Annotated in this window: 17 protein-coding genes; 16 read left to right on the top strand and 1 reads right to left on the bottom strand. The window is 61.4% G+C overall.

The annotated features are described in order from the left end of the window. Positions 1-66: 66 nt before the first annotated feature. The 10 genes from LCH97_RS07140 to LCH97_RS07095 all read left to right on the top strand — a co-directional run bounded on the left by LCH97_RS07140 (position 67) and on the right by LCH97_RS07095 (position 6,265). Positions 67-1,191, top strand: a complete 1,125-nt coding sequence (locus LCH97_RS07140) for a peptidase (protein ID WP_227304464.1) — start codon at positions 67-69, stop codon at positions 1,189-1,191. Positions 1,192-1,218: 27 nt separating this feature from the next. Further along, positions 1,219-2,145, top strand: a complete 927-nt coding sequence (locus LCH97_RS07135) for a hypothetical protein (protein ID WP_227304461.1) — start codon at positions 1,219-1,221, stop codon at positions 2,143-2,145. A 9-nt stretch (positions 2,146-2,154) separates the two neighbouring features. After that, the gene (locus tag LCH97_RS07130; RefSeq protein WP_227304458.1) at positions 2,155-2,430 is read left to right on the top strand and encodes a hypothetical protein; all 276 of its coding nucleotides are present in this window, start codon (positions 2,155-2,157) and stop codon (positions 2,428-2,430) included. After that, a complete protein-coding gene (locus LCH97_RS07125) occupies positions 2,427-2,759 on the top strand; it encodes a capsid cement protein (protein WP_227304455.1) in 333 nt (110 codons plus the stop codon). Before LCH97_RS07130 ends, LCH97_RS07125 begins: the two co-directional genes overlap by 4 nt. A gap of 2 nt (positions 2,760-2,761) precedes the next feature. Beyond that, positions 2,762-3,211 (top strand): gp436 family protein, encoded by a 450-nt coding sequence (locus tag LCH97_RS07120; RefSeq protein WP_227304452.1) that lies wholly within the window; start codon positions 2,762-2,764, stop codon positions 3,209-3,211. Next, entirely contained in the window at positions 3,211-3,675 is a 465-nt protein-coding gene (locus tag LCH97_RS07115; protein ID WP_227304449.1) for a Gp37 family protein, read from the top strand. Before LCH97_RS07120 ends, LCH97_RS07115 begins: the two co-directional genes overlap by 1 nt. Next, on the top strand, positions 3,672-3,866 hold the full coding sequence (locus tag LCH97_RS07110) for a hypothetical protein (protein WP_227304446.1): 195 nt from the start codon (positions 3,672-3,674) through the stop codon (positions 3,864-3,866). Before LCH97_RS07115 ends, LCH97_RS07110 begins: the two co-directional genes overlap by 4 nt. After that, positions 3,856-5,286: a phage tail sheath subtilisin-like domain-containing protein gene (locus LCH97_RS07105; protein ID WP_227304443.1), complete on the top strand. Its 1,431-nt coding sequence runs from the start codon at positions 3,856-3,858 to the stop codon at positions 5,284-5,286. Before LCH97_RS07110 ends, LCH97_RS07105 begins: the two co-directional genes overlap by 11 nt. A gap of 2 nt (positions 5,287-5,288) precedes the next feature. Further along, on the top strand, positions 5,289-5,813 hold the full coding sequence (locus LCH97_RS07100; RefSeq protein WP_227304440.1) for a phage major tail tube protein: 525 nt from the start codon (positions 5,289-5,291) through the stop codon (positions 5,811-5,813). 143 nt (positions 5,814-5,956) lie between these two features. Further along, positions 5,957-6,265 carry a phage tail assembly protein gene (locus LCH97_RS07095; protein WP_227304437.1) on the top strand — a complete coding sequence of 103 codons (309 nt, stop codon included), beginning with the start codon at positions 5,957-5,959 and terminating at the stop codon, positions 6,263-6,265. A 53-nt stretch (positions 6,266-6,318) separates the two neighbouring features. On the opposite strand, the gene LCH97_RS07090 is transcribed toward LCH97_RS07095, so the two are convergent. Next, the gene (locus tag LCH97_RS07090; protein WP_227304434.1) at positions 6,319-6,579 is read right to left on the bottom strand and encodes a hypothetical protein; all 261 of its coding nucleotides are present in this window, start codon (positions 6,577-6,579) and stop codon (positions 6,319-6,321) included. A 29-nt stretch (positions 6,580-6,608) separates the two neighbouring features. Between LCH97_RS07090 and LCH97_RS07085 the strand changes: the two genes are divergently transcribed. From LCH97_RS07085 to LCH97_RS07060, 6 genes are all read left to right on the top strand, one after another. Then, positions 6,609-9,812 (top strand): phage tail tape measure protein, encoded by a 3,204-nt coding sequence (locus LCH97_RS07085; RefSeq protein ID WP_227304431.1) that lies wholly within the window; start codon positions 6,609-6,611, stop codon positions 9,810-9,812. Next, positions 9,812-10,741 (top strand): phage tail protein, encoded by a 930-nt coding sequence (locus LCH97_RS07080; protein ID WP_227304428.1) that lies wholly within the window; start codon positions 9,812-9,814, stop codon positions 10,739-10,741. Before LCH97_RS07085 ends, LCH97_RS07080 begins: the two co-directional genes overlap by 1 nt. Before the next feature lie 10 nt (positions 10,742-10,751). Further along, positions 10,752-10,964: a tail protein X gene (locus tag LCH97_RS07075; protein ID WP_227304425.1), complete on the top strand. Its 213-nt coding sequence runs from the start codon at positions 10,752-10,754 to the stop codon at positions 10,962-10,964. Next, on the top strand, positions 10,952-12,112 hold the full coding sequence (locus tag LCH97_RS07070; protein WP_227304422.1) for a phage late control D family protein: 1,161 nt from the start codon (positions 10,952-10,954) through the stop codon (positions 12,110-12,112). The genes LCH97_RS07075 and LCH97_RS07070 overlap by 13 nt, the downstream gene beginning before the upstream one ends. Before the next feature lie 2 nt (positions 12,113-12,114). Further along, positions 12,115-12,750, top strand: coding sequence for a phage baseplate assembly protein V (locus LCH97_RS07065; protein ID WP_227304420.1), 636 nt, complete (start codon positions 12,115-12,117; stop codon positions 12,748-12,750). 111 nt (positions 12,751-12,861) lie between these two features. Continuing rightward, positions 12,862-13,482: a hypothetical protein gene (locus LCH97_RS07060; protein ID WP_227304417.1), complete on the top strand. Its 621-nt coding sequence runs from the start codon at positions 12,862-12,864 to the stop codon at positions 13,480-13,482. The last annotated feature ends 39 nt before the right edge of the window (positions 13,483-13,521 follow it).

Below are 13,521 nucleotides of genomic sequence, written 5' to 3'. Positions count from 1 at the left end.
GAGCTCATCTCTAAGTACTAACCTCATTTAAAAGCTCCATCCCGACATGCCGCCGATCATGGTGGCATGAACACATCCAAACCCCTACACATCTTCAAGCCCGGCCGTCAGACCGCGATGTCTGGTGCGGTGCTTGATTTCTCCGAGTCCGATCTTGCGGCCAGTGCCCGCGCCTACGATCCGGCCCTGCATGAGGCGCCCATCGTCATTGGACACCCCAAACACGATGACCCGGCCTACGGCTGGGTGAAGTCGCTGGCTGTCGACAGTGATGGCTTGAATGCCGAGGCGCATCAAGTTGACGCAGCCTTCGCTGAGCTGCTCGCTGCCAAACGCTTCAAGAAAATTTCCGCCAGTTTCTATCTACCCGACGCTCCTAACAATCCGGTGCCTGGCGTGTACTACCTGCGCCACGTCGGCTTTTTGGGCGCGATGCCACCGGCCGTAAAGGGCCTCAAGCAGGCCGAGTTCGCAGATGCCGAAGAAGGCGTGGTCGAGTTCGGCGACTGGGGCATGGAGACCAATGCCTCACTGTGGCGCCGCATGCGCGAATGGCTACTGGCCAAGTTCGACCAGGAGACCGCCGACCAGGTTGTGCCCGACTGGCAGATCGAATCTATCCGCGAAGCTGCGCGCCAAGACGATGCGCCGCGTGCTGCCTTTGCTGACCCTACCGACACCACTGTTTCCCTGACCCAAACCACCGAAGAGGAGCGTCATGTGACCCCTGAAGAAAAGGCCGCGCTGGAGGCCGAAAACGCCCAGCTGAAACAACGCCTGGTAGCGGCCGAGGCCGCGACGAAATCGGCAGCAGCCGCCAAGCGCCACGGCGAGCACGCCGCCTTTGCCGAACAGATGATCGGTGAAGGCAAGCTGGCGCCGAAACACAAGGATGCCGTGGTGGCTTTCCTCGATTTTGCCGACGGCGAGAGTGCGGTGGAATTTGGCGAAGGTGCTGCTAAACAGCCGCTGGCTACCGCCTTCAAGTCATTCCTGGGCGATATGCCCAAGGTGGTCGAGTTCGGCGAGACCGCTACCAAGGACAAGTCCGGCAAAGGCGGCGACACCCATGCCGCCGAGTTTGCCGAAAAGCCCACCGACCCCGATCGCCTGAGCCTTCACGTGCGCGCCACCGAGCTGGCCGCCGAAAAAGGTATCCCCTACGAGCAGGCTGTGCGCCAGCTGCTGTAACCACCACCCACTTGCAAGGATCCTGTCATGGTAGACCGTTTAAGAAAACTCCGGGTCGTCGACCCAGTACTGACCAGCCTGGCGCGTGGCTACCGCAACGCGCAGTACATCGGTGAAAACCTGTTCCCGGTGGCAGACATCGACAAAGAGTCCGGCATCATCCCGCTGTTTGGCAAAGAAGCCTTCCGCCTGTGGGATACCGAGCGCGCTATCCGTGCCAAGTCCAACGTGATGACGGCGGACGATGCCGACACCCTGGACGTGGTACTGCGCGAGCACGACTTGGCTTACCCGGTGGACTACCGCGAACAGGCCGAAGCCATGTTCAACGAAGAAGCCAAAGCCGCGCGGCGCGTAAAGGACGCCATCGACCTGGGCCGTGAGGTACGCGCGGCCTACCTGGCGCAGAACCCGAACACCTATCTGTCCGGCGCCAAAGTGACGCTGTCTGGTTCCAGCAAATGGGTCAATAACGGTGGCGACCCGATCAAAGACGTGGAGGACGGCAAAGAAGTCATCCGCCAGCGCACTGGCATGCGCCCCAATACCGCAGTCATCGGTGCAGCCACCTATGCCTCGCTCAAGTTCCACACCAAGCTGGCCGCCGCGCTGGGCAGCGGTGAACGCAAGCTCATCACGCTGGAGCACCTCAAAGCGCTGTGGGGTGTGGAAGACATTTTCATCGGCGAAGCCCTCGCCGCCAATGGCGCCGGTGCCACCGGTGATATCTGGGGCGACAACGTGGTGCTGGCCTACGTGGCCAAACCGGGTGCTGGCCAGAATGCCGACCACGACACCCCGTCATTCGGCTACACCCTGCGCAAGAAGGGTATGCCGGAAACCGACAAGTACGACGCCGAAGGCGGCAAGGTCAGTTTTGTGCGTCACACCGATATCTACAAGCTGGTGGTGGTTGGTGCCGACGCCGGCTATCTGATTGCAGACGTCAACTAAGGGGGCAACATGGCTACGAAAACTTACCGCGTGCGCGGCATCGATCTGGATCACGATGGCAAACGCTACCCGGAAGGCAGCACCATCGAACTGGGTGACGACGAGGCGGCCGAGAAGCGCCGCTGGCTGGAACCGGTAGCCTCTACCGAGCCGCTGACTCTGGTCGAGCAGCCTAAGCCGGCGAAAACCTCCAAGCCCGATGACAAAACAGCGCCCGATGGCGATGCCGATAAGGCCGGTGACAAGGGCCAGTCCACCGGCCAGGGTGAAGGAGACAAGCAATGAAGTCACAAAACGTGATCCTGGTCGCCTCGGTGCTGGCCATCGCTAACCTTTCCGCGCGCCGCTTCGTCGGCTTCAACGGTGGCGTCTGCGCCGAGGGCGCCAAGGCGCTGGGCGTGACGGAGACCGACACCGAAGCGGACAACATGGCCCCGGCCAACGTGCTGGGTGTGATCCTGGTGGAGGCCGGTGCTGCTGTGGCGGCGGGTGCTGAGGTGCAGGCAGACAGCCAGGGCCGTGCCATCACCAAGGCCGCCGGTGTGGCCAACGGTGTTGCCTGGGATACGGCCACGGCCGCCGGTGAGCTGATCCGCATCGTGCGGGGCATCTGACCATGCGCTACTGCTCGCTTGCCGACCTGCAGCTGGCTATGCCGCTGGCCACCCTGATCCAGCTGTCGAACGACACGATGGTCGAATATGGCCAACCGGAACTGACGCTTAACCTGGCCGTGGTGGAGGAAGCCGTGCACCAGGGCGAAGAGCTAGTCGACGCCCATCTGCGTGGCCGCTACAACCTGCCGCTCGACCCGGTACCGTCGATGGTCAAGAACATGACGGTCAACCTGGCGCGGCACTGGCTGTACGCCCGGCGGCCGGAAGGCAGCGAGCTACCCGATGCGGTCACCCGCACCTACAAGTCCGCCCTGCAGATGCTGGAGGCGATCCGCGACGGCAAGCTGACCATCGGCGTGCCGACCGGCGAGGCTGCCCCAGAGCCGGGCGAGATGAAGGTGCGGGCACGGCCGCGCCGCTTCAGTTCCAACTTGCTGGATCGTTACTGATGGCCACCACGCTAGAGATCATCGATGCCGTGGCGGGCTGCCTGCGCTCCAAGCTGCCCGCCCTAGCGGTCGAATACTTCCCGGAGCGGCCGGCGGACTACCGGCTCAATCATCCCAAGGGTGCGCTACTGGTGAGCTACCTGGGCAGCCAGTTTGCCGACACCGTTGATACCCATTACATCGCCCAGCCGCGCACCGTGAAGCTGTCAGTCACCGTGGTGTTGCGCCAGCTCAATGGCCGGGGCGGCGCGGTCGACGTGCTCGACCTGGTGCGCCGGGCGCTGGTGGGCTTCCGCCCACCGGACTGCAGGAAGCTCACGGCCGTGTCCGAGAAGTTCCTGGGCGAAAACGCCGGCCTGTGGCAGTACGCCGTCGACTTTGCTGGCGAGGCGATGCTGGTCGAAGACGCCGATATCGGCACCGAACCCCTTCTCACCGACGTTACCCAGGAGGAGCAACCATGAAATACCAGTATTCCGGCCCGATGAGCGGCGTCACGCTCGCTGATGGCCAAGAAGTGATGCTGTGCCCCGGCGGCGAAGTCGAGCTGCCGGAAGCGCACGACTACACCCAGACTTTGCTGGCGCTAGGCCACCTAAAGCCGGCCACCCAGCTCAAGCAAACCAAAGCCAAGGAGAGCAGCAATGCCAGCTAACTATCTGCACGGTGTTGAGACCATCGAAAAGGATAACGGCGGGCGCCCCGTTAAAACGATCAAAAGTGCGGTCGTGGGCCTGATTGGCACTGCGGCAATCGGCGCAATCAATCAGCCTATTCTGGTGCTGTCCGATCGTGACGCGGCCAACTTTGGCCCGCAGCTGGCCGGCTTCACCATCCCGCAGGCGCTGGATGCCATCTACGACCAGGGCGCTGGCACGGTGATCGTGATCAACGTGCTCGACCCGGCCATCCACAAGACCAACGTACCGAGCGAAGCGATCACCTTCGACGCCTCGACTGACCGCGTGAAACTGGCCCACGGTGCGGTGGCCAATCTTGTGCTGAAAAGCAACGACAACGCGACCACCTACGTGAAGGACACCGACTACACCGTCACACCGGTCACGGGCGAGATTGTCCGCATCAAGGGCGGTGCCATCGCGGCAGGTGCCAGCATCAAGGCCGGCTACGATTACGCTGATCCAAGCAAAGTCACAGCCGCCGACATCATCGGCACCGTCAACGCCGCCGGCCAACGCACCGGTATGAAGGCGCTGCGCGACACCTACAACCTGATGGGCTTCTTCGCCAAGCTGCTGATCGCCCCGGCGTACTGCACCCAGACCTCGGTCTCGGCCGAGCTGATTGCCATGGCCGACTATCTGGACGCCTTCGCGCTGATCGACGCGCCGGTAGGTACTACCTTCGCCCAGGCACTAGCAGGACGTGGCCCCGCTGGCAGCATCAACTTCAACACCTCCAGCGAGCGGGCCATCCTGTGTTATCCGCACCTGAAGGTGTACGACGCAGCCAGCGATAGCGAGCGGCTGGAACCCTATAGCCAGCGGCTGGCTGGCGTGATTGCAGCCAAAGACCTGGAGCGTGGCTTCTGGTGGTCGCCGTCCAATACCGAGATCAAGGGCATCGTCGGCCTGGAGCGCAACCTGTCGGCCATGATCGACGACCCGAACGCGGAAGTGAACCTGCTGAACGAGGCCGGTATCGTGACCGTGTTCAATAGCTTCGGTAGTGGCATGCGTGTGTGGGGCAACCGTTCGGCAGCCTGGCCGGTGCTGACGCACATGAAGAACTTCATCCCGGTACGGCGCACCGGAGACATCATCAACGAGTCGATCCGCTACTTCAGCCTGCAGTATATGGACCGGCCGATCGAACAGGCGCTGATCGACGCACTGGTGGAGTCGGTGAACGGCTATGGCCGCAAGCTGATTGGTGATGGCGCAGTACTAGGCTTCAAGGCGTGGTATGACCCAGCGCGTAACACCAAGACCGAGCTGGCAGCCGGCCACGTGCTGATCAGCTACAAGTACACCCCGCCACCGCCGATGGAACGGCTCACCTTCGAGACCGAGATCACCGACGAATACCTGGCAACCCTGAAGGGAGGTAATTGATCATGGCTGGCAAAATCCAGGTCAACCGCATCACCAACGCCAACATCTATATGGAAGGCAATAGCCTGCTGGGCCGTGCCGAAGAGGTGAAGCTACCCGACGTCCAAGCCATCATGACCGAGCACAAGGCGCTGGGCATGATTGGTAAGATCGAGCTGCCGTCTGGCTTCGACAAGCTGGAAGGCGAGATCAAGTGGAACAGCTTCTACCCCGAGGCGATGAAGGCCACGGCCAACCCGTACAAGACGGTGCAGCTGCAGTGCCGCTCCAGTGTCGAGACCTATGGCCAGGGTGGCCGCCTGGAGGAGAAGCCGCTGGTCACCTACCTGACTATCTCCTTCAAGAAGAACCCGCTGGGCACCTACAAGCAGCACGATAACGCTGAGTTCCCGTCGAGCTTCTCCGCCACCTACATCAAGCAGGTGCTGGACGGCGAGGAAATCCTGGAGCTGGATTACCTGGCCAACATCTTCCGCGTCGGCGGTGAGGACATGCTGACAAACTACCGCGCCAATATCGGCGGCTGATTGCCCCACACTTCCCCCTGCAGGCCCACTTCGGTGGGCCTTTTGCATTTGTTAAAGCCGTTTAACTGACCCCCGCCCGGCACCAGTCGACAATCCTTCGTGTACCTAATGTTTCCCGATATAACCCACACGAAGGAATTACCATGCATATCCCCCTGAAGTTCCCGTTCACCAACGCTGCTGGTCAGCGTATCGAAAGCCTCACCATGCGTCGCGGCAAGCGCGGCGATATGAAAGCCGCCGCTAAGTTCAGCAAAGACGATGCCGACCAGGAAGACTTCCTGTTTGCCCGTCTGACTGGTTTGACGCTGGAAGATATCGACCAACTGGATTTGGCCGACTCCAAGGCACTGCAAGATGCTTTTCGCGGCATGGTGGATGGCCGAGAAGACACTGAAGCCACTGGACGAAGTACTGCTGACGGTATTGCGGATTCAGCCTTCCGAGATTGACGCGCTGGACATGGACGATTACTGGGGCTGGATCGAAGTGGCCGAACGCGAGATCAAGCGTCGGAACGAGATGATGCGGTCGCTTTACGGACGATAAACAGCACCGCCGCCGCCAGAAAGCCCACCACGAGTGAAGCGCCGGCCGCCAATGGCGCGCCGGCCAACCCCATCAGCACCAGCGTAACGGGAAAGAGTAACAGCGCAGCCCAAAACGGCAGGTGCGCAAAGCACACCCAAGCAAGCCATGCGGCACAGCTGCCGATGGCCAACCAGTAGATCGTCTTGGCGGTAGTGAGGGCGGTTTTTTCAAACATGTTTTCAGCATAGCAAAAGATCAGACCACATGGCCAACGAACTGCTTATCGGGGTAAAGATCGGCGCGGCACTATCCGGCACTTTCCAGGCCGCTTTCGCCTCGGCACGCGGTACCGCATTGAAGCTAGGCCAGACAGCCGACGAATTGCGCATCAAGCACGCCCGGCTGGGCGATGTTATGGCACGCGCAATGCTCCATCCCTCCCGTAACGTAGGTGAGCTACGGCGCCAGTATGAACGGCTCGGTCAGACTATTGATCAACTGCACGCCAAGCAAGAGAAACTGACCGCCAGCATGGCACGTGGCGAAGCGCTCAAGGCGGGGCGCGCCGACCTGCGCGGCCAAGCGATAGAAACTGCCGGTACAGCACTCGCCTTGGGCGCGCCGGTCGTGCAGTCGGTACGCGTGGCGGCCAGTTTCCAGGATCAGATGCGTGACACCGCCATCACCGGCGAATTTTCCAGCGCCGAAGAGGCCAAGCTTGGTAGTGCCGTGCGCGATGCGGCAGTACGGTGGAACCAAGTCCAGTCTGAGGTGGCACGCGGCACCTCCGTGCTGGTGGCGGGTGGCATCCAGGACGCTAAGGCTCTGGAGAAGTACGCCCCGGTCATGGCCAAGGCTGCGACTGCCACCCGCGCCAGCATGGATGACCTTGGTAGTGTTGCTATCGCACTGAAGGACAACCTCAAAGTTGGCGAGCAGGGCTTCGAGGGTGCACTCAATATGCTGGCCTACGCCGGTAAGCGCGGCCAGTTTGAAATCCGCGATATGGCCAAGTGGCTGCCGGCCCTGTCGCCATCGTTTCAGGCGCTCGGTGTCACTGGCAAAGAGGCTGTGGCCGAGATCGGTGCTGCGCTGCAGATCGCCCGCAAAGGCGCCGGCTCAAACGACGAGGCCGCCAACAACTTCAAGAACTTTCTGCAGAAAATCACCTCTCCGGACACCCTCAAGGACTTTGAGAAAGCAGGCATCGATCTCAAACAAAGCATGATGAACTTGCGCGCCCAAGGCATGACGCCGGTGCAGTCCATGCTGGAGATCATCACCCAGTACATGGGTCAGAAAGGGCCGGAGGCCGCCGGGCAGTTCCAGAAAGTGATGGCAATCAAGGATGACAAGGAGCGTGAAGCCGCCCTGCAGCGCTTATCTGAAGCCTACAAACTCGGTGAGCTGTTCCAGGACATGCAGGCCATGTCGTTCATTCGCCCAGCCATCGCCAACATGAAGGAGATGAAGGACATCCAGCAGGGTGCGAAGGACGCCAGTGAGAAAGACCTGCTGGGAGCGGACTATAAGAAGCGCATGGAGACAGCCACCGAGCAATTTAAAGCGTTCAAGATCGGCATGACGGATATCGGCCTCACCATCGGTGACGCACTATTGCCACCGTTAACCGAGATGCTGCAAGAGCTGAAGCCCGGCATCAAAGCCTTCGGCGACTGGGCCAAGGCTCATCCCGGCGTGATCAAGGGTGTAGTTGGCCTGGTAGCCGGGTTGCTGGCTGGCAAGATGGCTCTCATTGGTATCAGGTATGGCATTAACCTGGTGCAATCGCCTCTCAACGCTTTGAGCACCCTGGTCACAACCGTATCGGGCAAGTGGACGTTGCTGCGTGCCATGTGGCAGACCGGCCACTTCACGTCTGCAGCCTCGGGACTGCGGACACTTCGTGAGGGCATCATGGCCGTCGGTCGATTCCTGCAACCTTTCGGCAATGGTGTTAAGGAACTAGTGGGAGCAAGCCGTACTTGGATCAGTGCGATGTCCGGTCAGCTGACTAGCAGCATTCGGGGGGCGGTAACTGCAGCACGTACCTGGATCATCACACAAGGGGCCTGGGTGCGTGCCAACCTGCTGACCATGTCGGGGATCCGTGGGCTGGTTGGCTCCATGGTCGGCCCCTTATTGGGACGAGTGCATGCGATTACTGCAGCGATGCAAGCCTGGGCGGCTACTTCGTGGTCTTGGGTCCGCTCTAACCTGCTGACCACTGCGGGGATTCGTGGGCTAGCCAATTCTATGGCCGGTGCTTTGCTAGGCAGATTCCAGGCGGTTACTAGAGCAATGCGGGCCTGGACAGCTGCGTCATTGTCTTGGGTGCGCACCAACCTGCTCACCACTGCAGGTTTGCGGGGTTTGGCGGCCTCATTCGGTGGGCAATTGGTTTCGGGCATTCGTACCGCGACGGTAGCGGTACGGGCGTTCTCTCTTGCACTGCTGACCAACCCCATCGGTATTGCAGTCGCCGTCATCGGGGGTGCCGCATTCCTGGTTTACAAGTACTGGCAACCGATCAAGGGCTTCTTCGCCGGCCTGTGGCAAGGGTTACGCTCGGGGCTCGCCCCGTTGATACCGGCATTCCGTCAGTTGGCCAGCGTGGCCAGCGCCGCCTTCGTCCCGTTGATGCCCCCTTTGCGTGCTGTGTGGGGCTGGCTAAAGAATATCTTCCAGCAAGCCAACGACACCGGCGGTGCGGCGAGAAACCTTGGCGTGGCGGTTGGCCAGGGTATTGCCAATGCGGTCATGTGGGTTGGCCGGCTGGTCAAGTCGGTGTTCGATCTGCCGGGCAAGTTCATTCGGCTCGGTGGTGACATCGTCGATGGCTTGGTGAATGGCATCAAAACAAAGTTTGGTGCAGCCCGCGACACCATCGTCCAGTTCGGTAGCAGCATCAAGGGTTGGTTTACCAGCACCCTTGGCATCAAGTCGCCTTCGCGTGTCTTTATGGGGTTCGGTGACAACATCGCCCAGGGTGCGGCCATCGGCATTGGCCGTACCGCTAGCATGGTAGCCAAGGCCACCGCCGGCATGGCGCTGGCCACGACCACCGCGTGGGGCCAGCCAGCCTTGCCTGCACCCACCCTGGGTGCGCTCCCGGCCATCAACAACACCATGCAGATGGTGCACCAGCGCATCGTACCTGCCACACCAACGCTGCTGGTGCCACGTCTACCCACGGTCGTACCACCTGGTAGTACCCCGGAGCGGGAGCGCCTGGCCGAGCGGGTGAAAGAAGCCAGTACCGGAACCCCGACGACGGGCACAGCGGGTAGCGCGCCGGCAGCCATGCACATCGTGTTCTCCCCACAGATCACCCTGCAGCCGGGCACGCCCAAGGAAGTACAGCAGCAGGTCAGCCAGGCGATGCAGCTGTCCTTTGCCGAGTTCGAGCGAATGATGAAGCGCTACGAGGCCGACAAGAAACGCCGTAGCTATGGAGGTAACAGCTGATGTATGCCGTATTGGGTGAAATCGAATTCGACCTGATTACCTACTTCGATGGCATGGAGGCGCATTTCGGCAGCGACTACGCGGAGCACGCGCTGATCGGCGGCAAGCCGAAGTTGCAGTTCGTCGGTGACAAACTGGACGAAATCCGCATCGACCTGGTGTTTCACGCTACCTACTGCGACCCGGAGGCCGAGCTGATCCGCCTGCGGGGGGCCATGCAGTCTCGCGCAGCATTGGCATTGGTGCTGGGCAACGGTGATTACAAGGGGCGCTTCGTCATTACCGACCTGCAAGCTACGGGGCGCCATACCGACCGTGCCGGCAGCCTGCTGGCTGCTGAGGCACAGCTGTCACTGAAAGAGTTCACCGGCCAGGCGCGTAAGCCCCAAGCACCCGCGCTGCAGGGACTCACGAGCGCGCTGTTGCCGGCCAGCCGGGTGCCGCTGGCCAAGAGCTTTCCACTGGCAACCGGCGTGCTACTGAAGGCCAATGCGGGCGGCCTGGGCTTGGCGGTGGCGCGCGCCAAGAGCGCCTTGGCTACCTCCGGCGGTGTGATCCGAACGGTGCAGGGCTTGCGCAGCCTGGCTGGCCGCGACCCATTGGCTGTCATCGGCCGCCTGCCAGGCGTGATGCGCGATGCCCAGGGCGTGTTGCCTGGCCTCGGTCTGGCCACGGTCAGCATCCAGCAGTTTGGGCAGCTAGCGGCCACAGCTAGCGATGCCGGGCGGTTGGCCAAGGGGCTGGCGCGGGTCAAAAGCGACCTGGGCTCGCTGCCTGGCCTGCTGTCCGGCGCCGATGGCAGCAACCTGCTGGGCAAGCTGTCGGCGGCCGGCGGTCTGACCGATCGCACCGAACAAGAGCTGGACGCGCTGGCCAAACCGCTAGCCCGCCTCGCCGCCAAGGCTGCCACGCGCAGCGCCCTTTCCTGATAGGCCCACCATGTACCTGAATCACCTAACCAAAGACGGCGACCGCTGGGACTCGATCGCCTGGCGCTACTACGGCGACGTCAAACACGTGCCGCTGCTGATCGAAGCCAACCCGCATGTGCCCATCGTCGAGGTGCTGCCCGGTGGCCTGAACCTGGCCATCCCGGTGATCGAGGCCGAGGCCGCCACCGCGCTCGAGGCGCTGCCACCATGGAAACGCTGAATAACTACCGGCTGGCGGATGTGCCGGCACCGGCCTTCGACCTGGCGTACAACGGCAAGGCGATCACCGCCGACATCGCCCCCTTCGTGTTGGGCATCACCTACACCGACCATCTGTCGGGCGAGTCGGACGAGCTGGACGTCGAGCTGGAGGACAGCGACGGCCGCTGGCTCGACAGCTGGTACCCGGACAAAGGCGCAGCGCTGACGCTGAAGCTGGGCTACCTGGGCGCGCCGCTGGTCTCGGTCGGTCGCTTCGACATTGATGAGGTCGGCTACCAGGCGCCGCCATCTACTGTCCGCATCCGCGCGCTGGCCACCGGTGTGCAGAAGGCTTTGCGTACCCGTAAGCCAGGTGCGTATGAAAAGACAACCTTGGCCGGTATCGCCCAGCGCATCGCCAAACGGCACAAGATGACGCTGGTGGGCAAGATAGAAGCCATCGCCATCGACCGGGCCACGCAGTACCACGAAACCGATCTGGCCTTCCTCGCCCGCCTGGCCGGGGAGTACGGCTACGCCTTCAAAGTGACTGAGAACAACAGCAAGCTAGTGTTCTGGAAGACTGCTGATCTGCACCTGGCCAAGGCTGTACGCAGCTACGGCCCGGTGCAGCTGCTCAACTGGCAGGCCACCGACAAGCTGAGCGACGTGCCAGCCGCTGCCCAGGTGAAGTACCACGATCCCAGGCGGAAAAAACAGGTGGTGTATGGCGTGAAAAACGGTGAGACCACAGTGGTTGGCAGCATCGATGCCGGCAAAGGTAGCAGCGCCGACACCGTCAAACTGACCCGTCGCGCACCGACCAAGCAGGCCGCCGAGGCGCAGGCCCGCGCCCACCTGGATCGCAGGCTGCTCGACCGCACCAGCATGGAGATCACGCTCGAGGGCGACCCGGTGTTGGCCGCCGGCAGCGTGATCACGCTGACCGACCTAGGCAAGCTGTCCGGCAGCTACACCATCACCCGCGCCACCCACCGCATCAGCCGCGGCGATGGCTACCTGACCACACTGGAGCTGAAGCGCGTAGCGCCTGCAGCCAAGGCCAAGAGCACCAGCAAGAAGCCGGCCGCGCCAAAGGGGATGATGGTGTACGGCGTGAAGGACGGCAAAGTGCAGGCGGTAGGCACGACAACCAAGAAGAAATGACCATGAACGAGACCTTTACCGAAGCCGGCTCGACCCTGAAGTTCGGCACCGTGGCCGCCGTCGACGAAAAGACCATGCGCGTGCGGGTGCGCCTGCCCGAGCTGGACAACCTGCGCACCGCCTGGCTGCCCGTGCTGACACGCAAGAGCAAGCGCGATAAGGACTACTGGCTGCCCGACCTGGGCGAGCACGTGGCAGTGCTGCTGGATGCGCGAGGCGAAGACGGGGTGGTGCTGGGTGCCATCTTCTCCGAGGCCGACGCGGTGCCGGTGGCCAGCCGCGACAAATGGCACCGCCGCTTTGCCGACGACACCGAGCTGGAATACGACCGCGCCAGCCATGTGCTGACGGTCAAGGGCGGCATCCAGAAGGTGATCGTCGAAGTCGGCGCGGAGATCCTGCTCAAGGCTGGCACCAAGGTCACGATCGACACCCCGGACACCGAAACCACCGGCAATCTGCTGGTCAAGGGCAAACTGACCTATCAGGGCGGCATGGCCGGCTCTGGTGGCGCTGGTGCGGCCGCCACAATCAGCGGTGGCGTGCAGGTCGATGGTAACGTCCAGGTTGACGGCAATATCCACGCCAGCGGTAGCGTGATGGATGGTGGCGGGAACTCCAACCACCACTCACATTGAGCAGCGCCCTAAATTAACCGATTGAAGCAAATGAGATACTACGATAGACCACCCTAAGCATTCAGAATACCATCTACATACGCTCAGTTTTGCTCTGCAGATGGGAAAATAATGATGAAGAAATTTTTCGAATGGACTGGAATCTTTGAAAGCCACTTATCGGCGGCCGAATGGGCTTGGCGGATCATCACCCTGATGGTTGTAGTTGGTGGCGGCACTACGGCAGGTTTACTCGCAAAAGGATCTCAACTCTTTTCTGCCCTCGGGCCACTAGCGTGGATGGCAATAGGGCTTTTTGCCGCTGGTATTGTCTCGCTCATCTTCTTTCTGGTGAAGCTGGGTAACCTTCGGTCTGCGGAGTCCGCTTACTTTCAAACGTTGACGCAGCCGAGAACCAGTATCAACCCGTTAGCGGAAAGCTTTACCGATCAAATCATTTACCTGCCAGACCTTTACCTCCCTCGAAAGCAGCTTCACTCACACAAACTATTCAAACGGTGCAAGATCGTAGGCCCGGGTGCGATAGCCATACTTGGTGGATCCTACGTGCACAGTGGGTTTATAGAGGCGGGAAGTCTTGTGGTGCTCCCGGAGAACACATACCTCACAGGAGTGTTGGTGTTTGAGAATTGTACAGTCGAGCACTGTGAGTTCATTGGTGTGACCCTCCTCGTAAACAAGCAAGCAGGCGAGGCATTCAAAGCAATGGGTGCCTCAGTAGTAGGGCTATAGCGTGGACATACTGACAAGCCTTAAACCTCTTTAATATCC

Origin of the sequence: Vogesella sp. XCS3 (assembly GCF_020616155.1) — a bacterium.
Taxonomy (GTDB): domain Bacteria; phylum Pseudomonadota; class Gammaproteobacteria; order Burkholderiales; family Chromobacteriaceae; genus Vogesella.
The sequence above is the reverse complement of the archived record's forward strand: the minus strand, read 5'-3'. Positions and strand labels throughout refer to the sequence as shown.